Here is a 22,781-nt window from a genome sequence, read left to right on the forward strand (position 1 = left end):
TGGCGGGTTTCTTCGGAGAATTCCGCGACGCGCTTCAGAGCCGCAAGCTGCATCCGGATGATCGCATCGCCGTGCTTTCGCCCGGCATCGCCAACGAGACCTATTTCGAGCACGCCTACATCGCCCGCTACCTGGGTTTCATGCTGCTCGAGGGTGAGGATCTGACGGTCGTCGGCGGCCGGGTGATGGTGCGAACCGTCGCCGGCCTCAAGCCCATCGGCGTCCTCTGGCGCCGCCTCGACGCCGCTTTTGCCGACCCGCTCGAACTCAACCAATCTTCGCATATCGGCACCCCCGGCATCGTCGAGGCGCTTCGCGCCGGATCGGTCTCGATCGTCAACGCGCTTGGGACCGGCATCGTCGAAACACGCGCCTTCCTCGCCTTCTTGCCCGCGATCTGCCGCCACCTGCTCGGCGAAGAGCAGAAGCTGCCCTCGATCGCCACCTGGTGGTGCGGGCAGCCGGCGGAGCGTGAGCAGGTGGCTGCCAACCTCGATCGCATGGTCATCGGTCCGGCCTATGCCACACGCCCCTTTTTCGACGACAACGGCCAGTCGGTACTGGGCGCGACGCTCGACGAGGAAGCCCGTGCATCGATCGCCGATTGGCTTGGCGCCGAAGGCGGCAAGCTCGTCGGCCAGGAGGTCGTCACGCTTTCGACAACGCCTGCCTGGGTTCGCGGCCGGCTCACGCCGCGCCCGATGAGCCTGCGCGTCTTTGCAGCGCGTAGCCGTGACGGCTGGCAGATCATGCCCGGCGGTTTCGCCCGTATCGGCTCCGGCGACGACGTCGCCGCGATTGCAATGCAGGCGGGCGGCACCGCCGCCGATGTCTGGATCGTCAGCGAACGGCCGGTCGAACGCACGACGCTGCTTCCGGCCGAAGAGAGTTTCACCCGCAACATGCCGGGAAGCCTGCCGAGCCGGGCGGCCGACAATCTCTTCTGGCTCGGCCGCTACATCGAACGTGCCGAGGGGGCACTGCGCATCCTGCGCGCCTGGCACGGACGTTTCGCCGAAACCGCCGATCCCGACCTGCCGCTCCTGAGAGACGTCAGCGACTATCTCGCCGCCCTCGACATCGACACCCGCCAGCCGGTGCCCGACAGCCTGCTTGCCAACATTTCCAGCGCCCTTTTCAGCGCCGGAAACATCCGCGACCGGTTTTCGCCGGACGGTTGGCTGGCGCTGAACGATCTGTCACAGACGGCGCGCAAGTTCCATGCGACGGTACAGGCCGGCGACGACGCGACACGGGCGATGACCGTGCTCTTGCGCAAGCTCGCCGGTTTTGCCGGTCTCGTGCACGAAAACATGTATCGATTTACCGGCTGGCGTTTTCTTTCGGCCGGCCGTTATCTCGAGCGCGGCCTGCACATGACGCGGCTGCTCGGGCACATGTCGGGCCCGGATGCACCCGACGGCGCCTACGACATGCTGCTTGAGATCGGCGACAGCGTCATGACTCACCGCAGGCGCTACAATGTCAGCACCGCCGCATTGACCGTAACCGACCTGCTGGCACTCGACCCGCTCAACCCGCGCTCGGTTCTCTACCAGTTGAACGAGATCAAGACTGAGGTCGAACTGTTGCCGAACGCTTTCGTCAATGGGCAGATGTCCCCCTTCTACCGCGAGGCAATGCGCCTGCATTCGGGCCTGGCCGTGATGACGCCGGAAGCCATGAACCTCGGCGTCTACAATCGGTTGGAGCAGGACCTTGAAAGCCTGTCCAACCTGCTCGCGCGAACCTATCTCGGCTAGGGGCGCAACCATTGCTTTACGATATCAGCCTGAAGATCACCTATGACTACGAAGTACCGGTCTCCGGCGGTCGCCACCTCGTGCGGGTGATGCCTGCAACGCTTCCCGGTCGACAGCGGCTCATCGTCGGGTCGTTGAGCTGCCAGCCAACGCCGGCCGAGCGCGCGGAAAGCGTCGATTTCTTCGCCAATCCTTTCACGGCCATCCTGTTCCGCTCTTCTCATGCCGATCTGACGATCCGCATGCAGGCACGGGTCCAAGTGGAACCGCAGCCGCTGACCGCCGACTTTTCTCCAGGCCTCGATGGTCTCCCGGCCGAGCTCTCCGCCTGCTGGTCCGTCGACGCCGAAGCGCCGCACCATTTCACGGGGCCGAGCCCGCTCCTGCCGGAAGTTCCGGACATCGCGGCCTACGCGCAATCAATCGTCACCGACACCATGACGATCCGACAGATCGCCACCGCCCTGTGCGAGCGCATCCACCGCGATTTCACCTATGACGGCGAGGCAACGACGGTGAACACGACACCGGGCGAGGCGTTCAAGCTGAAACGCGGCGTCTGTCAGGATTTCACCCATGTGATGATCGTGGCGCTGAGGAGTCTCGGCATCCCCGCCGGCTATGTGAGCGGCTTCCTGCGGACAATCCCTCCGCCCGGCAAGGAACGCCTGGAGGGTGCCGACGCCATGCATGCCTGGGTGCGGATCTGGTGCGGCACCACGGGCGGCTGGCTCGAGCTGGACCCGACCAACAACATTCCTGCAGGAACCGACCATATCGTCGTCGGTCATGGCCGTGATTACGGCGACGTTGCCCCCGTCATCGGGGTCCTGAAGAGCTACGGCAGCCAGACGACGAAACAGGCCGTCGACGTCATTCCGGTGCCCTGATCCGATTTGATACAACCCCATTCCCGATTCCGAACAGGGCGTGTGCAGCGGAACCCGCTGTAAGCACTGGTTTTCCTGTATTCCGTTAAAATTGCAGCGATTGCAGGAACGATATCGTAAGCCATCGACGCTATTGATGCCCTCAAGCTTGCAACGTGTTCCTTTGGGGTGTGCAAAGATGGGAAGACGATACACGGTAGGCCGGACCTTCGTAGCGATGCTCAAGGACCGGGGTGGCAATTTTGGCATGATGGCTGCACTCGCAACGCCATTGATATTGGCGGCTGGCGGCATCGCCGTTGATATGGCCGGCATGATGACGGCCAAGAACCAGATGCAGGACGCAGCGGATGCCGCAGCGCTTGCAGCGGCCTCTTCGCTGGTTTCAAAGGATCCGCCAACGATTGCCAAGGCAAAGGAAATAGCCGCGGCCTTCCTCAAGACCCAGACGGGCGGCTCCAACGTCGACAGTCCCGGCGAGAACGATCAAAGCGGTACGGGCTCCGCGGCCAAGACCGGTTTGCCGGAAGCCTCGACGGCCAGCCAGCCGACCATCGACATTATTGAAAGCAGCAATGGCCCGACCGGCAAGGCCTACAACGTCACGGTCCTGAACAGGCAGACGTTCCAGTTCAATGCGCTGACACGCCTGCTCGGGAAGTCATCGATCGACATCGAAACCCGCGCGACCGCCGAAAGTGCTACAGAGAGCAAGAATGCTCTTTCGATGTACCTGGTTCTCGATCGCTCCGGCTCCATGGCTTGGAAGACCAATACAAAGGACACGACCAAGTCGTCGTGCCCCAACTACACCGAATCGAACTGGAGCAAGTATCCGAACCTGAAGGCAACTAGCCCCTGCTACGTGACGAAGGTCGACGCGCTGAAAACCGCCGTCAGCGATCTGCTCAAGCAATTGAAGACCGCCGATCCCAATACTCTGTATGTTCGTACGGCAGCCGTTTCCTACAACTCGGCGCAGGACACCGCAGGGAACCTCGATTGGGGCACAGCCGGTACTTCGACCTATGTGAACGCCCTTGTCGCGACAGGCGGCACCGCATCGGGTAACGCCTTCAAGACGGCCTACAGTCGCGTGACCGCGACCACCGAGGACGCGGCCCACAAGGCCAAGAACGGCCAGGTTCCCACCAAGTACATCGTCTTCATGACCGATGGCGACAACAACAACACGAGCGACGACACGACGACCCTGGCGTGGTGCGACACCGCTCGAAAGAACAATGTTCAGGTCTACACCGTCGCCTTCATGGCGCCGGACCGCGGCAAGTCCTTGCTCAAGGCCTGCGCGACGACCGAGGCCAACTACTTCCAGGCGGAAGAAGCCTCCGATCTGATCGCAGCCTTCAAGGCGATCGGCGAAAAGGCCTCGGCCATGGCGACGCGCCTGACGAAGTAAGGCGTCGACCTGTCCCCTTTCAAGCCGCCCGGTTCTGCCGGGCGGCGTTTGCGTTTGGGGATTACGGGGTCCCTCCCGCCAGCGACTTCCAACAGCTTGAGACAGTTCTAATCCATTTAAAAACATCTGTTGCAAGCGCTTCGGATCGATGCATAAATTGCCTCATCCCCGGTCGGTTCCGGCCTGCGACCTCCCAACGCAAAAGGGTAAAGACAGTTTCATGATGAACAGGCTCTCCACCAACGAAGTGCCGCAGCCCGCCCCAAGGTCGTCCGAACCCGGCCAGCTTGCCGTCGAAATCCTCGAACGCCTGAAGTACCGCATCGGCAAGGATCCCAAGGTCGCCAAGCCCCACGACTGGCTGACCGCAGCCATCCTGGTCGCGCGTGATCGCATCACCGACAAGTGGATGGATTCGACCCGCAAGACCTACTCGACCGGAGCCAAGCGCGTTTACTATCTATCGCTCGAATTCCTCATCGGCCGCCTGATGCGCGACGCCATGACGAATATCGGCCTGATGGACGAAATGCGCGATGCGCTCGCTTCTCTCGGCGTCGACATCGACGTCGTTGCCGAACTCGAGCCGGATGCGGCGCTCGGCAATGGCGGCCTCGGTCGTCTCGCCGCCTGCTTCATGGAATCGATGGCGACCGTCGACGTGCCGGCCTATGGCTACGGCATTCGCTACATGCACGGCCTCTTCCGCCAGCAGATGGCCGACGGCTGGCAGGTGGAACTGCCGGAAACCTGGCTTGCCCACGGCAACCCCTGGGAATTCGAGCGGCGGGAAAGCTCCTACGAAATCGGCTTCGGCGGTGTCGTCGAGACGGCGAATGTCGACGAGGAAATCCAGCGTTTCGTCTGGAAGCCGGCCGAACGCGTCATTGCCACGGCCTTCGATACACCCGCCGTCGGCTGGCGGGCAAAGCGGGTCAACACGTTGCGGCTTTGGACGGCGCAGCCGATCGACCCGATCCTGCTTGCCGCCTTCAACGCCGGCGACCATATCGGCGCCCTTCGCGAAAGCAACAAGGCCGAAAGCCTGACGCGCGTTCTCTATCCGGCCGACGCGACGCCTGCCGGTCAGGAACTGCGCCTGCGCCAGGAGTACTTCTTCTCCTCCGCCTCGCTGCAGGACATCCTGCGCCGGCATCTGCAGCAATATCCGGACTTCTCCTCGCTGCCCGACGCGGTTGCCATCCAGTTGAACGACACGCACCCGGCCGTCTCCGTTGCCGAACTGGTGCGGCTCCTGACCGACGTGCACGGCCTCGATTTCGAGCAGGCCTGGGACATCACCCGGCGGACGATCTCCTATACCAACCACACGCTGCTGCCCGAGGCGCTGGAAAGCTGGCCCGTACCGCTCATCGAGCGCCTCCTGCCGCGCCACATGCAGATCGTCTACGCGATCAACGCCAAGATCCTCATCGAAGCGCGCCGGCAGAAGGGCGCGACCGACGACGAGATCCGCAACATCTCGCTGATCGACGAGAGTGGCGAGCGCCGCGTGCGCATGGGCAACCTTGCCTTCGTCGGCTCGCATTCGATCAACGGCGTTTCGGCGCTGCATACGGAACTGATGAAGGAAACGGTCTTTGCCGACCTTCACCGGCTCTATCCCGATCGCATCAACAACAAGACCAACGGCATCACGCCGCGGCGCTGGCTGATGCAGTGCAACCCCGGTCTCTTCGGCCTGATCCGCGATGCGATCGGCGACGAGTTCATGGACAACACCGAGGCGTTGCAGGCGCTCGACGCCTTCGCCGACAAGCCGGATTTCCAGGAGCATTTCGCTGCCGTCAAGCGCGCCAACAAGGTGCGCCTCGCCCAACTCGTGCAGAGCCGGCTCGGCATTAGGCTCGATCCGTCGGCGATGTTCGACATCCAGATCAAGCGCATCCACGAATACAAACGCCAGCTTCTGAACATCATCGAGGCGGTCGCGCTCTATGACCAGATCCGCTCGCATCCGGAGCTCGACTGGGTGCCGCGCGTCAAGCTCTTCGCCGGCAAGGCGGCGCCGAGCTATCACAATGCCAAGCTGATCATCAAGCTTGCCAACGACGTCGCCCGCGTCGTCAACAACGACCCGGCAGTGCGCGGGCTGCTGAAGATCGTCTTCGTCCCGAACTACAACGTCTCGCTCGCCGAGATCATGGTTCCGGCCGCCGACCTCTCCGAGCAGATCTCGACGGCGGGCATGGAAGCGTCCGGCACCGGCAACATGAAGTTCGCGCTCAACGGCGCGCTGACGATCGGCACGCTTGACGGCGCCAATGTCGAAATGCGCGACTGGATTGGCGAGGAAAACATCAAGATCTTCGGCATGACCGCCGAAGAGGTGACGAGGGCGCGCGCCGAAGGCCACAATCCGCGCGCGGTCATCGAAGGCTCGCGCGAGCTGTCGCAGGCGCTGCAGGCAATTGCCTCGGGCGTCTTCTCGCCCGATGACCGCAACCGCTTCTCCGGCCTCGTCGATGGGCTCTACAATCACGACTGGTTCATGGTTGCCGCTGACTTCGAGGCTTACGCCAAAACGCAGCGGGAAATCGACCAGCTCTGGACCAAGCCTTCCGACTGGTATTCGCAGGCGATCCGCAACACCGCACGGATGGGCTGGTTCTCGTCCGATCGCACCATCCGGCAATATGCCGGGGAAATCTGGAGAGCTGGATGACGCCTTCGGCCGGCAAGGACCCGGAACCCGCAGCTTCAGGTCTGCTGTCAGCGCCGGACATCGCGGCCATCCTCTCGGGCACGCACGAAGACCCCTTCGCGGTCCTTGGCGTGCATCCAGCCGGCAAGACCATTCGTGCCCGATGCTTCGTTCCCGATGCCGAGACCGTGACGGCGGAGACGCTCGCCGGCAAGGAACTCGGCGCACTCGAACGCCGCGACGACGCTGGCTTCTTCGAAGGAACCATCTCCCTGAAGAAGCCCCAGCCAGTGCGCTACCGCGCCCGCAACCAGGGCGGCGAATGGATTGTCATCGACCCTTACAGCTTCGGTCCGGTCCTCGGCCCGATGGACGACTACTACATCCGCGAAGGTTCGCACCTGCGGCTTTTCGACAAGATGGGCGCGCATCCGATCCATCACGATGGCGCCGAGGGCTATCACTTCGCCGTCTGGGCACCGAATGCCAAGCGCGTTTCGGTCGTCGGCCAGTTCAATGACTGGGACGGACGGCGGCATGTCATGCGGCTGCGCGCCGACACCGGCATCTGGGAGATCTTCATCCCTGGGGTCGAAGGAGGCCTCGCCTACAAATACGAGATCCTCGACCGCAACGGCACCTTGCTGCCGCTGAAGGCGGACCCGTTTGCCCGACGCTCCGAACTGCGCCCCAATACCGCCTCCGTGACGACCCCGGAGATCGCGCAAACCTGGGAGGACGAAGCGCATCGCAAGCATTGGGCGACGGTCGACGCGCGGCGCCAGCCGATCTCGATCTACGAGGTCCATGCCGGCTCCTGGCAGCGCCGCGACAACGGCGAGATGCTTTCCTGGGACGAACTCGCCGACCGGCTGATCCCCTACTGCGTCGACATGGGCTTCACCCATATCGAGTTCCTGCCGATCTCGGAGTTTCCTTTCGACCCGTCCTGGGGCTACCAGACGACCGGCCTCTATGCACCAACCGCCCGCTTCGGCGAACCCGAGGGCTTTGCCCGTTTCGTCAACGGCTGCCACAAGGTCGGCATTGGCGTCATTCTCGATTGGGTGCCGGCACATTTCCCGACCGACGAGCACGGGCTGCGCTGGTTCGACGGCACCGCGCTCTATGAGCACGAAGACCCGCGCCAGGGCTTTCATCCCGACTGGAACACGGCGATCTACAATTTCGGCCGCCAGGAGGTGCTGTCATTCCTCGTCAACAACGCGCTCTACTGGGCCGAGAAATTCCACGTTGACGGTCTGCGCGTCGACGCGGTCGCTTCGATGCTCTACCTCGACTATTCGCGCAAGCACGGCGAGTGGGTGCCGAACGAATATGGCGGCAACGAAAATCTGGAGGCGGTCCGCTTCCTCCAGACGATGAACACGGAAATCTACGGGGTGCACAAGGGCGTCCTGACGATCGCCGAGGAATCGACCTCCTGGCCGAAAGTCTCGCATCCGGTTCATGCCGGGGGCTTAGGCTTCGGCTTCAAGTGGAACATGGGCTTCATGCACGATACGCTGCAGTATCTGTCGCGCGAGCCGATCCATCGCAGGCACCACCACAACGACCTGACCTTCGGCCTGCTCTATGCCTTCAGCGAGAACTTCGTGTTGCCGCTGTCCCATGACGAGGTCGTGCACGGCAAAGGATCGCTGATCGCCAAGATGGCCGGCGACGACTGGCAGAAGTTTGCAAATCTCAGGGCCTACTACGCCTTCATGTGGGGCTATCCCGGCAAGAAGCTCCTGTTCATGGGTCAGGAGTTCGCGCAGTGGCGCGAGTGGTCCGAGGATCGTGCGCTCGACTGGAACCTGCTCGAGTACCACCTGCACGAAGGCATGCGGCGGCTGGTGCGTGACCTCAACGGCACCTACCGCGCCAAGCCCGCTTTACATGCGCGCGATTGCGAGGGAGACGGCTTCGAGTGGCTGCTGGCCGACGACCGAGACAATTCGGTGTTCGCCTGGCTGCGCAAGGCGCCCGGTGAAAAGCTCGTCGCCGTCATCACCAATTTCACACCCGTCTACCGGGAAAGCTACGCCATTCCGCTGCCGGTCAAGGGTCGCTGGAAGGAGATCCTCAACACCGACGCGGAGATCTACGGAGGAAGCGGCAAGGGCAACGGCGGCGCCGTTTATGCCGAGAAGAGCGCCACGGGAGCGACAATGGCCAACATCACGCTGCCGCCTCTGGCGACGCTGATGCTGGAGCAGGAATAGACTTCATCCGCTCCGCCGGACAAACCCGGAAGGCGGAATGAGACAGTAAAATTCGAGGGCCGCAAGGCGTCGCCGAAAGCCGCCGTGACGACCCCGCAAGTCAATGATTGGGGAGGACAAATGGTGGAAAAGCGTACGCAACCTCTGGCACGTGATGCCATGGCCTATGTTCTCGCTGGCGGTCGCGGCAGTCGCCTGAAGGAGCTGACCGACCGGCGGGCGAAGCCGGCAGTCTATTTCGGCGGCAAGGCCCGTATCATCGACTTCGCGCTTTCGAATGCGCTGAATTCCGGTATCCGCCGTATCGGCGTCGCCACCCAGTACAAGGCGCATTCGCTGATCCGCCACCTGCAGCGTGGCTGGAACTTCTTCCGCCCGGAACGAAACGAAAGCTTCGATATTCTCCCGGCCAGCCAGCGCGTTTCCGAAACGCAATGGTACGAAGGCACCGCCGACGCGGTCTACCAGAACATCGATATCATCGAGGACCATGGCGTCGAATACATGGTCATCCTCGCCGGCGACCATATCTACAAGATGGACTATGAATTGATGCTGCAGCAGCACGTCGATTCCGGCGCCGACGTCACCATCGGCTGCCTGGAAGTGCCGCGCATGGAAGCGACTGGCTTTGGCGTCATGCATGTCGACGAGAAGGACCGCATCATCGCCTTCGTCGAAAAGCCGGCCGATCCGCCCGGCATCCCGGGCAATCCCGAGATGGCCCTGGCCTCCATGGGCATCTACGTCTTCCACACGAAGTTCCTGATGGATCTCCTGCGCCGCGACGCCGCCGATCCGAAATCGAGCCGCGACTTCGGCAAGGACATCATTCCCTACATCGTCGACAACGGCAAAGCGGTTGCTCATCGCTTTGCGCAGTCCTGCGTGCGCTCCGATTTCGAGCGCGAGGCCTATTGGCGCGACGTCGGCACGATCGATGCCTACTGGCAGGCCAATATCGACCTGACCCATGTGACGCCGGAGCTCGACATCTACGACAGCACCTGGCCGATCTGGACCTTCGCCGAGATCAAGCCGCCGGCAAAGTTCGTGCATGACGACGAAAACCGCCGCGGCTCGGCAACCTCGTCGCTCATCTCCGGCGACTGCATCATCTCGGGCGCAGCACTCAATCGCAGCCTGTTATTCACAGGCGTCCGGGTTAATTCATATTCCCGTCTGGAGAATGCCGTAGTTCTTCCCGATGTGAAGATCGGTCGCCATGCGACGCTGCGCAACGTGGTCATCGACAGTCGGGTCGTGATCCCGGAGGGCCTCGTCGTCGGTGACGATCCGGAGCTCGATGCCAAACGTTTCCGGCGTTCGGAAAACGGTGTCTGCCTGATCACACAAACGATGATCGACAAGCTGGGGATGTAGGCTGCCTTCCATGAAAGTCCTGTCCGTTGCGTCCGAAGTGTATCCGCTGGTCAAGACCGGGGGGCTCGCCGATGTCGTCGGCGCGCTTCCCGCGGCACTTGTGCCACACGGCGTCGAGACCCGCACTCTGGTGCCCGGCTATCCCGCCGTGCTGCAGAAGCTGAAAAAGAAAAAGAAGGTCGGCGCCTTCGAGAATCTGTTCGGCGATCGGGCCGCGGTTCTTTCGGCCGAGATCGACGGGGTTGACCTCCTGGTTCTCGACCAGCCGGCGCTCTACCAGCGAGATGGCGGCCCCTATGTCGATGCGACCGGCCGCGACTATGTCGACAACTTCCGCCGCTTCGCCGCCCTGTCGCTCGCAGCCGCCGAGATCGCAGCGGGCGATGTCGTTTCCGGCTTTAAACCCGATGTCGTGCACGCCCATGACTGGCAGACGGCACTGACGCCGGTCTACATGCATTTCAGCCCCGCCGCCGCCACGCCGACGGTCATGACGATCCATAACATCGCCTTCCAGGGCCAGTTCGGCGCCTCGATCTTCCCCGAGCTCGCCCTTCCCCCGGAAGCCTTTTCGATGCAGTTCGTCGAGTATTACGGCGATGTCGGGTTCCTCAAAGGCGGCTTGCAGACTGCAAGCGCCGTCACCACGGTCAGCCCGTCCTATGCCCAGGAGATCCTGACGCCGGAATTCGGCATGGGCCTCGAGGGCCTGTTGAAGAGCCGCCTCGGCGACCTTTCGGGCATCGTCAACGGCATCGACGCCGACATCTGGAACCCCCAGACCGACCCGCATATCGCCCAGCATTTCAGCGCGACGACCTTGAAGCAGCGCCTCGGCAACCGACGCGCACTCGAAGAGCGCTTCGGCCTGGAGAAGGGCAACGGCCCGATCTTCTGCGTCGTCAGCCGGCTCACCTGGCAGAAGGGCATGGATCTCGTCGCGGAAGTCGCAGATGAAATCGTTGCCATGGGCGGCAAACTCATCGTGCTCGGCTCTGGCGATGCGGCGCTCGAAGGCGCGCTTCTGGCGGCGGCCTCGCGCCACCGCGGCCATATTGGCATGGTCACCGGCTACAACGAGCCTCTGTCCCACCTCATGCAGGCAGGATCGGACGCGATCCTCATTCCGTCACGCTTCGAACCCTGCGGGCTCACCCAACTCTATGGCCTGCGCTACGGCTGCGTGCCGGTCGTCGCGCGCACCGGCGGGCTGGCCGATACGATCATTGATGCCAACGAGGCCGGGCTTGCGGCCAAGGTCGCCACCGGCTTCCAGTTTACTCCGATCACGGCCGACGGGTTGCGGCTTGCGATCAGGCGCGTAATGCGCGCATACAGCGAACCCAAGGTCTGGGCACGAATTCAGACTCAGGGCATGAAATCGGACGTTTCCTGGGCCACAAGTGCCGAGCGTTACGTCTCTCTTTATTCCGGTCTTCTCGGGAAAGGTTAAGTCAGCATGATAAGAACGGTTACCACAACCCCCTACGGCGACCAGAAGCCTGGCACGTCAGGGCTGCGCAAGAAGGTCCCGGTCTTCCAGCAGAAGAACTATGCCGAGAACTTCATCCAGTCGATCTTCGATTCGCTCGAAGGCTTCAAAGGCGAAACCCTGGTGATCGGCGGCGACGGCCGCTACTACAACCGCGAAGTCATCCAGATCGCCATCAAGATGGCGGCGGCCAGCGGCTTCGGCCGTGTGCTCGTCGGTCGCGGCGGCATTCTGTCGACGCCGGCTGCCTCAAACGTCATCCGCAAGTACAAGGCCTTTGGCGGGATCGTGCTTTCAGCCAGCCACAATCCTGGCGGCCCGACCGAAGATTTCGGCATCAAGTACAATATCGGCAATGGCGGCCCGGCACCGGAAAAGGTCACCGACGCGATCTATGCCCGCAGCAAGGTCATCGACAGCTACAAGATCGCCGATGTCGCCGACATCAATCTTGACGCTGAAGGCACCCAGGAAATCGAAGGCATGACGGTGACCGTCATCGACCCGGTCGCCGACTATGCCGAACTGATGGAAAGCCTGTTCGACTTCGACGCCATCCGCAAGCTGATCGGCGGCGGTTTCCGCGTCGTCTTCGACGCCATGAGCGCCGTCACCGGGCCCTACGCCAAGGAGATCATCGAAAAGCGCCTTGGCGCGCCCAAGGGCTCGGTGATGAATTTCGTTCCGTTGCCGGACTTCGGCGGTCACCATCCGGATCCGAACCTGGTGCACGCCCGTGCGCTCTACGAGACGATGATGGGACCCGACGCGCCTGATTTCGGCGCTGCCTCCGACGGCGACGGCGATCGCAACCTGGTGATCGGCCGCGGCATCTTCATCACCCCATCCGACAGCCTGGCGATGCTTGCCGCCAATGCGCATCTGGCACCTGGCTATGCCAAAGGCATCGCCGGTATCGCACGCTCGATGCCGACCAGCGGTGCCGCTGACCGCGTGGCCGAGAAGCTCGGCATCGGCCTCTACGAGACGCCAACCGGCTGGAAATTCTTCGGCAACCTGCTCGACGAAGGCATGGCGACGATCTGCGGCGAGGAAAGTGCCGGCACCGGCTCCAACCACGTGCGCGAGAAGGACGGGCTCTGGGCCGTGCTGCTCTGGCTCAACATCCTCGCCGTGCGCAAGGAAAGCGCCCTCGACATCGTCAAGAACCATTGGGCGACCTATGGCCGCAACTACTATTCGCGCCATGACTACGAGGAGGTCGACAGCGATGCGGCCAACGGCCTGATCGCCAATTTGCGCGACCAGCTTGCCACGCTGCCCGGCAAGTCCTTCGGCGCACTCAAGGTCGCGACAGCAGACGACTTCGCCTACAACGACCCGGTCGACCATTCCGTCAGCAAGAACCAGGGCATCCGCATCCTGTTCGAAGGCGGCTCCCGCGTCGTCTTCCGTCTGTCGGGCACCGGTACATCTGGCGCGACGCTGCGCGTCTATATCGAGCGCTTCGAGCCGGACGCTTCGCGTCACGATATCGAGACGCAGACGGCGCTCGCCGATCTCATCGCCGTCGCCGACGAGATCGCCGGCATCAAGACCCGCACCGGCCGCACCGAGCCGAGCGTCATTACCTGAGATACCGCATTATCGGGGCCGCTTGATGCGGCCCTCTTTCGTTTGCCGCTTAGCCCCACTGCCCTGCCGGGCATCTCCCCCACAAGGGGGAAATCGACTTGTGGCAGCCTCCCGTCCCACCGCCAAACCGATGTGTTGGCTCGCGGGCGACGAGGCACCGCACCGTCAACGCCATCTCAGGGCAAAGCCGTGCCGCGAACAACTCCCCCTTATGGGGAGATGCCCGGCAGGGCAGTGGGGGGTAAGCCACACACACCGACGACACCAGGAAGAGGGACGCTTTCATGCCGACGATCGGAAACCCACCCCTCGGTGCCACCGTTACCTCTGACGGCACCGTGTTTTCGGTCTGGTCGCACAACGCCGCCCGTATCGATCTCTGCCTGTTCGACAAATCAGGCGCCAAACAACTGCGCCAGCTGCCGATGACACGGAGCGGCGACGTCCACAGCGTGACGGTTGTCGACGCACCGAAGGGAACGCGCTACGGCTTTCGCGCCGATGGCGTCTATTCGCCCGATCACGGTCTCTGGTTCGATCCATCCAAGCTTCTCGTTGATCCCTATGCCTTGGAACTCGACCGCCCGTTCCGCCACGATCCGCGACTGACTATCCTTGGCGAAGACACCGCCGACCTCGTGCCGAAGGCCATCGTCACCGAGGCAAAGCCAGCCAAGGTAAAGGTGCCGCTCTTTCGCACCGGCGGTCTCGTTTACGAAATCGCCGTCAAGCCTTTCACCATCCTCCACCCCGACGTGCCCGAAGCCAAACGCGGCACGGTGGCGGCGCTTGCCGAGCCCGCCATCATCCAGCACCTGAAGCGCCTTGGCGTCTCGGCGGTCGAGCTGATGCCGATCGTTGCCTGGATCGATGAGCGCCATCTGCCACCGCTCGGGCTAAAGAACGGCTGGGGCTACAATCCGATCGCCCCGATGGCGCTCGATCCACGCCTCGTGCCCGGCGGCATCAAGGAATTGCGCAAGACGGTCGAAGCGCTGCGCAAGGAAGGCATCGGCGTCATCCTCGATCTCGTCTTCAACCACTCCGGCGAAAGCGATCGCTTCGGCACAACCTTGTCGATGCGCGGCCTCGACAACCTCACCTATTACCGCCATGTCACGGGTCGCCCGGGCGAACTGATCAACGATACCGGCTGTGGCAACACGGTCGCTTGCGACCACCCGGTGGTCGAGGCACTGATCCTCGACAGTCTGCGCCATTTCGTTCGCGCTGCCGGCGTCGACGGCTTCCGCTTCGATCTTGCCTCGATCCTTGGGCGCGACATGGGTGGCTTCCATCGCGATGCCCGGCTTTTCCAAGCGATTTCAGCCGACGCCCTGCTTGCAGACCGGGTGCTGATCGCTGAGCCCTGGGACGTCGGCCCGGGCGGCTACCAGCTCGGCAACTTCCCCGCCCCGTTCCTCGAATGGAACGACCGCGCCCGAGACGACATCCGCATCTACTGGCGCGGAGACCGGCATTCGGTGGGCGCCCTGGCGACGGCTCTCGCCGGCTCTTCGGGGAGCTTTGCCCGCTGGGGCGAAAGCGCGACCAGGACGGTCAACTTCATCGCCGCCCATGACGGCTTCACACTTGCCGACCTCGTTTCCTATGCGGGCAAACACAACGAGGCGAACGGCGAAGAAAACCGCGACGGCCACAACGAAAACCACTCCTGGAACAACGGCGCGGAAGGTCCGACAGCCGATGCGGAAATTCTGGCGGCCCGCCGCCATGACGTGATGGCGCTGATCGGCACACTGTTTTCCTCCCGCGGCTCGATCATGCTGACGGCGGGCGACGAAGGCGGGCGGAGCCAGAAGGGCAACAACAACGCCTATTGCCAGGACAACACGATTACCTGGCTCGACTGGGCGGCGATGGACGACGAGATCGTTTCCCACACGGCAGCACTTTCGGCCATGCGCCGGCGCTTCGGGGTCTTCGACGAGACCGCCTTCCTGACCGGAAAGGGCGATGTCGAATGGCGCCGCCTTGACGGTCAGCCGATGGCGACCGGCGACTGGGAGCATCCGGCGACGGACAATCTGATGATGGTGCTCGCAACCCGAGACCGCACCCAGAAACGGGCGACGCGGCTTGCCGTCGTCCACAATCGCAGCCATGCGCCGCATCCCGTCCGCTTGCCCGACAGTGTCGATGGAAAATGGCAGGATGCGCTGACGGCGTCAGTTCCCGCCGATCACGTCGCACCGCGCTCGGTCGCCTTCTTCGTCGAGGTTTTCTAAAGCTTTTCCACCACTTGCAGGTTGCAACGGGCGAGCCTATAGATCGCTCGGGGGGCTTGCTTCGAGGCGTTCACATGCTGCAGGACATTTCACTTTCTGAGATCAAGGACCTCGTCGGCAAGGAGGTCGGCGTTTCCGACTGGATCACGGTCACTCAGGAAACGATCGACAAGTTCGCCGAGGCAACCGGCGACTATCAGTACATCCACGTCGACCCGGTCCGCGCCGCTGCCGAGACGCCCTTCGGCGGCACCATCGCGCACGGCTTCCTGTCGCTCTCGCTGCTCTCGGCCATGAACTACAATTGCCTGCCGAAGATCCGCGAGCAGACCATGGGCATCAATTACGGCTTCGAGAAAATGCGATTCGTCGCGCCGGTGAAGAGCGGCGCCAAGGTGCGCGGCCATTTCACCATGGCGGATGCACGCTTCCGCGGCGCCAGCATGCTGATGATTACCTACGATGTCAGCGTCGAAATCGAAGGCGAGCGCAAGCCGGCGCTGACGGCGACCTGGCAGACCATCATCCAGTTCGACCCCAAGGATCGCCCCGCCGATGCCTGAAGCGGCGTGAGCGACGACCCCCAATGAGCGAAATCGTATCCGTGGAGCCGGCCGACGCGCGTTTCGTCAGCGACTTTACCGGCTGCGACTTCTCCTTCGAGATCACGGCGGAGGCGCTGCCACCCTTCCTCGGCCCCGGTCTTGGCGCTGTTGCTCCCCTTGAGAGCTACAGCAAGAGCTGCGAAACCGATCCGGAAGAGCTTGCGGAGGCCGCCATGGAGCCGGGGGCGGCCCTTTTTGCTGCGCGCATCGATGGCAAGCTCGCCGGCTACATAGCGCTGTCGAAGGCGTGGAATGGCTTCGCCGAAGTCGACGACATCGCGGTCGACAAAGCCGCGCGACGGGCCGGTGTCGCCAGAGCCCTCGTGGACCGGGCGGTATCATGGGCAAGGGAACAGGGCCTGCCGGGTATCCGGCTCGAGACCCAGTCGAACAATGTCGGGGCCTGCCGCTTCTACGAACGTTACGGCTTCGAACTCGCCGGCTACGACCGGCATCTCTATTCCGCGCTGACGCCTGGAACACGCGAGATCGCGCTCTACTGGTACTTGCGCCTCGCCTGAAAAGTCAGAGCTCCATAACCCTCTCAATGGATGACGACGCAATCTTTGCGCGCGATCTGTTCTAGAGCGCTGCGCCATGGCATGAACGATCATGATCTTGGAACCGGCACTCTTGGTCGCCCAGTCAGCGAATGGAGAAGTAATTGCGTCAGCGTGTGATCGTGTGCCCACTCATTCAGAACAAAGGTGCGTATTTGCTCTGCAAGATGCCGCCCGATCGCGGCGTGTTTCCCGGGCAATGGGCACTCTCCGGCGGCGGCCTCGAGCCGGGGGAACGGCTGGAGGAAGGCCTGCGCCGTGAAATACGGGAAGAGCTTGGAGACCGTCTGGAGATCGGAGTGATCAAACCCTGGACCTTCCGGGACGACATCAGGACAAAGTCCTATACCGACGGCTCAACCGAACAGCTCCACATGATCTACTTGATTTTTGACTGCGAGGCGGAAAATCGCGAAGTGACCCTGAACGACGAGTTCGTCGAACATGCCTGGGTCGAACCCGAGCGCCTGCAGGATTACGACCTGAACGAAGCGACGAAGCGCACGCTCCTCGAAAAAGGCATCTTGCTCGCTCGGCAATGAGCGCGAGCCCTGCTAATGCCGGGAGGTGCTTGCGCGCACCTCCCCGCTGTTTCAATTAGTGGCCGGCGTCGGCAGCGCCCTCGGACAACAGCCCGAAGACGAAAGGCGAGAACGACCGCCAGCACTCGACCCGGAACTGATCCTCAGCCGTGCGGAAGAGGATGATCTCGGCCTTGCCGAGGATCGTGCGCGAGCAGCCGCCGACTGGGAAGATCGCCAAGGACAGATCCTGCGGGCAGCCGCTGTTGATAGCCACGTCCGCACCAGGGCCGCTGACGATGACGGCGACGTTGCGATGCGAAATGTCGACCGCCGAATGCAGCGTGCCGCTCGACGCCGCGGCCGCCATCAGGTCGGCTTCGCTTTCGTCGATGACCAGCCACTCGTCAGGACCGATCCACAGCGCATGGCGCTGGCCGGAGGAGGCCGAGGTCTTCGGCCGTGTCGGCAGCGTCACGCCGAGAGCGGCCGAGAGTGCCGGCAGCGCGTCGGCACCAGCGCGCAGCGAGATGCGGGTTGCCGTCGATGCCGGCGTCAGGATCGCTTCGGCCGAACCGCCGCGTGAGGTGAGCGCCGCCCTGCGGCTTGCAATTGCCTGGTCAGCCATGGAGGCGGCCCCCTTCCTTGTCAAAGAACACCATGTCGCTCACTTCGACGGCGATGGTACGATCGGTCATCGGCACGTAGAGCGTCTGGCCGAGGCGCTCGCGGCCGCCGGCCACCATGGCCAGCGCAATCGAGCGACCGCAGTTTGCCGACCAGTAGGACGACGTCACGTGACCGAGCATGGTCATCGGCTTCGGTTGGTTCGGGTCGGCGACGATCTGCGCGCCTTCCTCCAGCACCACCTTCGGATCCTTGGTGAGAAGGCCGACGAGCTGCTTACGGCCATCCTTGACGAGATCAGGGCGCTTGAGGCCGCGGATGCCGACGAAGTCGGGTTTCTTTTTCGAGACGGCCCAGGAGAGACCGGCATCGTCAGGCGTCAGGGTTCCGTCGGTGTCCTGGCCGACGATGATGTAGCCCTTCTCGGCGCGCAGAACGTGCATGGTTTCCGTGCCATAGGCGCAGGCGCCCATCGGCTCGGCCCGCGCCCAGATCGCTTCCCAGACCGCCTGGCCGTAATCGGCCGGCACGTTGACTTCGAAGCCCAGTTCGCCGGTGAACGACATGCGGAAGAGCCGTGTCGGCACGCCGCAGATCTTGCCCTCGGCGACGCTCATGTGCGGGAAGGCCTCATTGGAGAGGTCGATGCCTTCGACGAGCGGTGCGATGATCTCGCGTGCCTTCGGTCCCTGGACGGCGATGACCGCCCATTGCTCGGTCGTCGAGGTCAGCCAGACCTTCAGATGCGGGAACTCGGTCTGCAGATAGTCTTCCATGTGGTTCATGACGCGCGGCGCACCGCCGGTCGTCGTCGTCACGTGGAAGCGGTCCTCTGCCAGGCGACCGACCACGCCGTCGTCATAGACGAAGCCGTCGTCGCGCAGCATGATGCCGTAGCGGCAGCGGCCGGGCTTCAGGTTGTCCCAGGCGTTGGTGTACATGAGATTGAGGAACTGGGCCGCATCCGGGCCGACGACCTCGATCTTGCCAAGTGTCGAGGCATCGAAGACACCCGCCACATCACGCACCGTCTTGCATTCGCGCGCGACCGCCTCATGCATGTCTTCGCCGGCACGCGGGTAGAACCAGGCGCGCTTCCAGTTGCCGACATCCTCAAACTCGGCGCCATGCGCCTCCTCCCAGGCGTGAACGGGCGTCTTGCGCGCCGGGTCGAAAAGTGCGCCGCGGGAGTGGTTGACGATCGTGCCGAAGGTCACCGGCGTATAGGGCTGGCGGAAGGTCGTCAGACCCACCTGCGGAATGTCCTTGCCGAGCGCTTCGGCGGCGATCGCCAGACCATGCATGTTGGAAAGCTTGCCCTGGTCGGACGCCATGCCGTTGGTGGTAAAGCGCTTGATGTGCTCGATCGAGTGCATGCCTTCGCGCACCGCCAGACGGATGTCCTTGGCACAGACGTCGTGCTGGAAGTCGATGAAGGCCTTGACGGTCGTGTCCGGACCGGCACCTTCCGCAGCGCCGATCATGCCGCCGGTCCAGCCGAACCGGTTTTCGCCCGAAAGCGCCACTTGCGCTCCGCCTTCTGCACCGGCCGCCCGTGCGGTCAGTTCGCCGGCCGCAAGCGCCTCGTCGATCGTGGCCTGCAGGTCGTCGGTGCCGTTGCAGGCGCCGATCGAAAGGCAATCCTGCAGGTAAGTGCCCGGCAGGAAGCGCTGCGTCGTCGCATCGAACTTCACCTTGCCGCGCGACTGCGAGAAGAGGTGCACCGACGGCGTCCAGCCGGCCGAGACCAAGAGCGCATCGACCGCGATCTTGCGCGCCGAGCCGCCGCCATTGCGGGCGACGCTGATCGAGTTGACCCGCAGCTTGCCGCCGGCCTTGATGACCGAGTGCCCGGTCAGCACTTCGATGCCGAGCTTGTGCGCTTCGGCAAGCACCGCCTCGCCCGGGTTTTCGCGGCAATCGACGATGGCCGCCACCGAAACACCGGCGCGCTTCAAATCGAAGGCCGCCTCATAGGCAGAGTCATGCGCGGTGTAGACGCCGACCTTGGAGCCGACGGCGACGCCGAAATGGTTGAGATAGGTGCGGCCGGCCGAAGCGAGCATGATGCCCGGACGGTCGTTATTGGCGAACACCATGTGCCGCTCGATCTGGCCGTTGGCGAGGATCACCTTCTTGGCGCGCACCTGCCACAGCCGCTCGCGCGGCAGCGACTTGTCGAGGGCCGCCAGATGATCGGTCACGCGCTCGACGAGGCCGACGAAATTGTGATTGTAGTAGCCGAAACCGGTGGTGCGGGTGAGCACCGTGACATTGTCCATTTCGGCCAAGGTCCTTGCAGTCTCCTGCGCCCAGTCCCAGCCGTCCTTGCCGTCGATCGTCGTGCCGCTTTCATAGCGAAGCGCACCGCCCATTTCCGGCTGCTCGTCGCAGATGATCACCTTGGCACCGGCCTTGGCGGCGGCAAGTGCCGCCGAAAGACCGGCAACGCCGCCACCGATGACGAGCACGTCGCAATGAGCGTAGCGGCTCGCATAGTGGTCAGGATCGGCCTCCGTCGGCGCGACGCCGAGGCCTGCCGCGCGGCGGATGAAGGGTTCATAGATCGCGTGCCAGGCAGCCTTCGGCCACATGAAGGTCTTGTAGTAGAAGCCGGCGGCGAAGAACGGCGACATGAGATCGTTGATGCCGCCGACGTCGAAGGCGAGCGACGGCCAGCGGTTCTGCGATTCCACCTTCATGCCGTCGAAGACTTCCTGCACCGTGGCGCGCACGTTCGGCTGACGACGGGCGGCATCCCGCGAAACGTCGAGCAGCGCGTTCGGCTCCTCGGCACCGGCCGAAAGAATGCCGCGCGGGCGGTGATACTTGAACGAGCGGCCGACCAAGTGAATGCCGTTGGCGAGAAGCGCCGAGGCGACCGTATCGCCTTCGAGCGCCGTCAGCGTGCGGCCGTCGAAGGTGAAGCGCGCCGTGCGTGCCGGTGTCAGGCGGCCGACGCCTGGAATGCGATTGGCACCCATCATTTCGCGGCTCCCTTATCCTGCTCGCTCTGAAGAATGGCGGCGACGTCAGGCTTCGGCTCGCCGGCCTTGTAGGTGGTGTAGAAGCGGTCGCTGACCGTGTCGCGGGCGGCGTTGAAGAAACGGCCGCAGCCGTGGATATGGCGCCAACGCTCGAAGATCAGACCCTTCGGGTTCTGACGCAGGAAGAAGTATTCCTCGAACTGTTCATCGGTGATGTCGGCGATGTTCTCCGGTCGGGCAATGTGGGCATCGCCGGCGCCGCGGAATTCGAGCTCGGAGCGCTCTTCCTCGCAATAGGGGCAGTAGATCAGAAGCATCTCGAAATCCTCAGTGCGCAACGGCGGCGGCAGCCGCCTCGTCGATGAGCCGACCGGTGCGGAAGCGCTCCAGCGTCAGCCCGGCGGCCAGACGGTGCGGTTCGCCCTTGGCGATCAGATGGGCGAAGAGGTTGGCCGAGCCCGGCGTCGCCTTGAAGCCGCCCGTACCCCAGCCGGCGTTCAGGAACAGGCCCGGTACCGGCGTGACGCCCTGGATCGGCGAGCGGTCCTGGGTGACGTCGACGATGCCGCCCCACTGCCGCATCATCTTGACGCGGCGGAACATCGGGAAGAGTTCGCAGATCGCATCGAGTGTATGGGTGATGATCTGCAGGCCGCCCGTCTGCGAATAGGAATTGAACTGGTCGGTGCCGGCACCGATGACGAACTCGCCCTTGTCGGACTGCGAGATATAGGCATGCACCGAGTTCGACATGACGACGCAGGGGAAGATCGGCTTCAGCGGCTCAGAGACCAGCGCCTGCAGCGGCTGGCTCTGCAACGGCACGCGCACATCGGCCATCTGCATCAGCACCGACGTATGGCCGGCGGCGGAGATGCCGACCTTCTTGGCGCCGATGTAGCCGCGGTTGGTGTCGACACCGACGACCCGGCCGGTTTCGTCGCGACGGATGCCGGTCACTTCGCAATTCTGGATGATGTGCACGCCGCGGTCGGAAGCCGCACGCGCATAGCCCCAGGCAACCGCATCGTGGCGCGCCGTGCCGCCACGGCGCTGGAGTGCCGCGCCGTTGATCGGGTAACGCGCCGTCTTGGCGATATCGAGCGGCGGGCAATAGGCCTTGGCCTGCTCCGGCGTCAGCCACTCGTTGTCGATACCATAGAGGCGGTTGGCATTGATGTGGCGCTTGAACGACTGCTGGTCGTGGATGTTGTGCGACAGCATCATCACGCCGCGCGGCGAATACATGACGTTGTAGTTCAGATCCTGCGAGAGGTTTTCCCAGAGCTTCAGCGAATGCTCGTAGATGTCCATGCTCTCTTCGTAGAGATAGTTGGACCGGATGATCGTCGTGTTACGGCCGGTATTGCCGCCGCCGATCCATCCCTTTTCCAGCACGGCGACATTGGTGATGCCGTGTTCCTTGGCGAGATAGTAGGCAGCGCCGAGGCCGTGGCCGCCGCCGCCGATGATGATCACGTCGTATTCCTTGCGCGGCTCGGGCGAAGCCCAGTGCGGGCCCCACCCCTTGTGGCCGCGCAACGCCTCGCGCGCCACGGCGAAAACTGAATATTTGCGCATCGGCCTCACTCCATGAACCCCGTTCTCATTGCCGTTAGAAATCGCAAATCCGAAGCCTGCGCAACGTTTCTTTTGCGACGCAATTGCGTGGACTTGCGCGCCGTTGCGACATGGTCGCCGATCGGTTACTTCCAGTGCGGGAACAGGCACGGCCCCGACATCCTAGGATTTTTCAGCACTTCCTCATGTCGTCACTGGACTTTTACCTGATGAT

16 protein-coding genes are annotated in these 22,781 nt (G+C 63.3%); 12 read left to right on the top strand and 4 right to left on the bottom strand.

Annotated elements, in window-relative coordinates; genetic code table 11:
* The 12 genes from I8N66_RS05520 to nudI form a co-directional block, all read left to right on the top strand.
* On the top strand, positions 1–1,763 hold a 1,763-nt coding region (locus I8N66_RS05520; RefSeq protein ID WP_291150634.1), incomplete at its 5' end, for a circularly permuted type 2 ATP-grasp protein.
* A gap of 11 nt (positions 1,764–1,774) precedes the next feature.
* Positions 1,775–2,653: a transglutaminase family protein gene (locus I8N66_RS05525; RefSeq protein WP_113541167.1), complete on the top strand. Its 879-nt coding sequence runs from the start codon at positions 1,775–1,777 to the stop codon at positions 2,651–2,653.
* Positions 2,654–2,831: 178 nt separating this feature from the next.
* Positions 2,832–4,073 (top strand): TadE/TadG family type IV pilus assembly protein, encoded by a 1,242-nt coding sequence (locus I8N66_RS05530; protein ID WP_291150643.1) that lies wholly within the window; start codon positions 2,832–2,834, stop codon positions 4,071–4,073.
* A 220-nt stretch (positions 4,074–4,293) separates the two neighbouring features.
* Entirely contained in the window at positions 4,294–6,759 is a 2,466-nt protein-coding gene (locus I8N66_RS05535; protein WP_365886855.1) for a glycogen/starch/alpha-glucan phosphorylase, read from the top strand.
* The gene (gene glgB, locus I8N66_RS05540) at positions 6,756–8,966 is read left to right on the top strand and encodes a 1,4-alpha-glucan branching protein GlgB (protein ID WP_291150645.1); all 2,211 of its coding nucleotides are present in this window, start codon (positions 6,756–6,758) and stop codon (positions 8,964–8,966) included. The genes I8N66_RS05535 and glgB overlap by 4 nt, the downstream gene beginning before the upstream one ends.
* 120 nt (positions 8,967–9,086) lie before the next feature.
* Positions 9,087–10,349: a glucose-1-phosphate adenylyltransferase gene (glgC, locus tag I8N66_RS05545; RefSeq protein ID WP_077959708.1), complete on the top strand. Its 1,263-nt coding sequence runs from the start codon at positions 9,087–9,089 to the stop codon at positions 10,347–10,349.
* A 10-nt stretch (positions 10,350–10,359) separates the two neighbouring features.
* The gene (gene glgA / locus I8N66_RS05550; RefSeq protein WP_113541163.1) at positions 10,360–11,802 is read left to right on the top strand and encodes a glycogen synthase GlgA; all 1,443 of its coding nucleotides are present in this window, start codon (positions 10,360–10,362) and stop codon (positions 11,800–11,802) included.
* Between the two features lie 6 nt (positions 11,803–11,808).
* Entirely contained in the window at positions 11,809–13,437 is a 1,629-nt protein-coding gene (locus I8N66_RS05555; protein ID WP_113541162.1) for an alpha-D-glucose phosphate-specific phosphoglucomutase, read from the top strand.
* Positions 13,438–13,721: 284 nt separating this feature from the next.
* Entirely contained in the window at positions 13,722–15,686 is a 1,965-nt protein-coding gene (gene glgX, locus I8N66_RS05560; protein WP_291150655.1) for a glycogen debranching protein GlgX, read from the top strand.
* A 74-nt stretch (positions 15,687–15,760) separates the two neighbouring features.
* A complete protein-coding gene (locus tag I8N66_RS05565) occupies positions 15,761–16,249 on the top strand; it encodes a MaoC family dehydratase (RefSeq protein WP_113541160.1) in 489 nt (162 codons plus the stop codon).
* A gap of 23 nt (positions 16,250–16,272) precedes the next feature.
* Positions 16,273–16,812 (top strand): GNAT family N-acetyltransferase, encoded by a 540-nt coding sequence (locus I8N66_RS05570; RefSeq protein WP_291150657.1) that lies wholly within the window; start codon positions 16,273–16,275, stop codon positions 16,810–16,812.
* A gap of 143 nt (positions 16,813–16,955) precedes the next feature.
* On the top strand, positions 16,956–17,393 hold the full coding sequence (gene nudI, locus I8N66_RS05575; protein WP_113541158.1) for a nucleoside triphosphatase NudI: 438 nt from the start codon (positions 16,956–16,958) through the stop codon (positions 17,391–17,393).
* Positions 17,394–17,448: 55 nt separating this feature from the next.
* On the opposite strand, the gene I8N66_RS05580 is transcribed toward nudI, so the two are convergent.
* From I8N66_RS05580 to I8N66_RS05595, 4 genes are read right to left on the bottom strand one after another with little or no spacing between them, the layout of a single operon-like run.
* Complete coding sequence (locus I8N66_RS05580) at positions 17,449–18,000, bottom strand: sarcosine oxidase subunit gamma (protein WP_291150660.1); 552 nt, start codon at positions 17,998–18,000, stop codon at positions 17,449–17,451.
* The gene (locus tag I8N66_RS05585; protein ID WP_291150662.1) at positions 17,993–20,986 is read right to left on the bottom strand and encodes a sarcosine oxidase subunit alpha; all 2,994 of its coding nucleotides are present in this window, start codon (positions 20,984–20,986) and stop codon (positions 17,993–17,995) included. The genes I8N66_RS05580 and I8N66_RS05585 overlap by 8 nt, the downstream gene beginning before the upstream one ends.
* Positions 20,983–21,303 carry a sarcosine oxidase subunit delta gene (locus I8N66_RS05590; RefSeq protein WP_113541155.1) on the bottom strand — a complete coding sequence of 107 codons (321 nt, stop codon included), beginning with the start codon at positions 21,301–21,303 and terminating at the stop codon, positions 20,983–20,985. Before I8N66_RS05590 ends, I8N66_RS05585 begins: the two co-directional genes overlap by 4 nt.
* A gap of 10 nt (positions 21,304–21,313) precedes the next feature.
* Positions 21,314–22,567, bottom strand: a complete 1,254-nt coding sequence (locus tag I8N66_RS05595) for a sarcosine oxidase subunit beta family protein (RefSeq protein ID WP_291150666.1) — start codon at positions 22,565–22,567, stop codon at positions 21,314–21,316.
* Positions 22,568–22,781: the final 214 nt, after the last annotated feature.

This window comes from Ensifer sp. SSB1, assembly GCF_016652895.1.
Lineage (GTDB): Bacteria > Pseudomonadota > Alphaproteobacteria > Rhizobiales > Rhizobiaceae > Ensifer.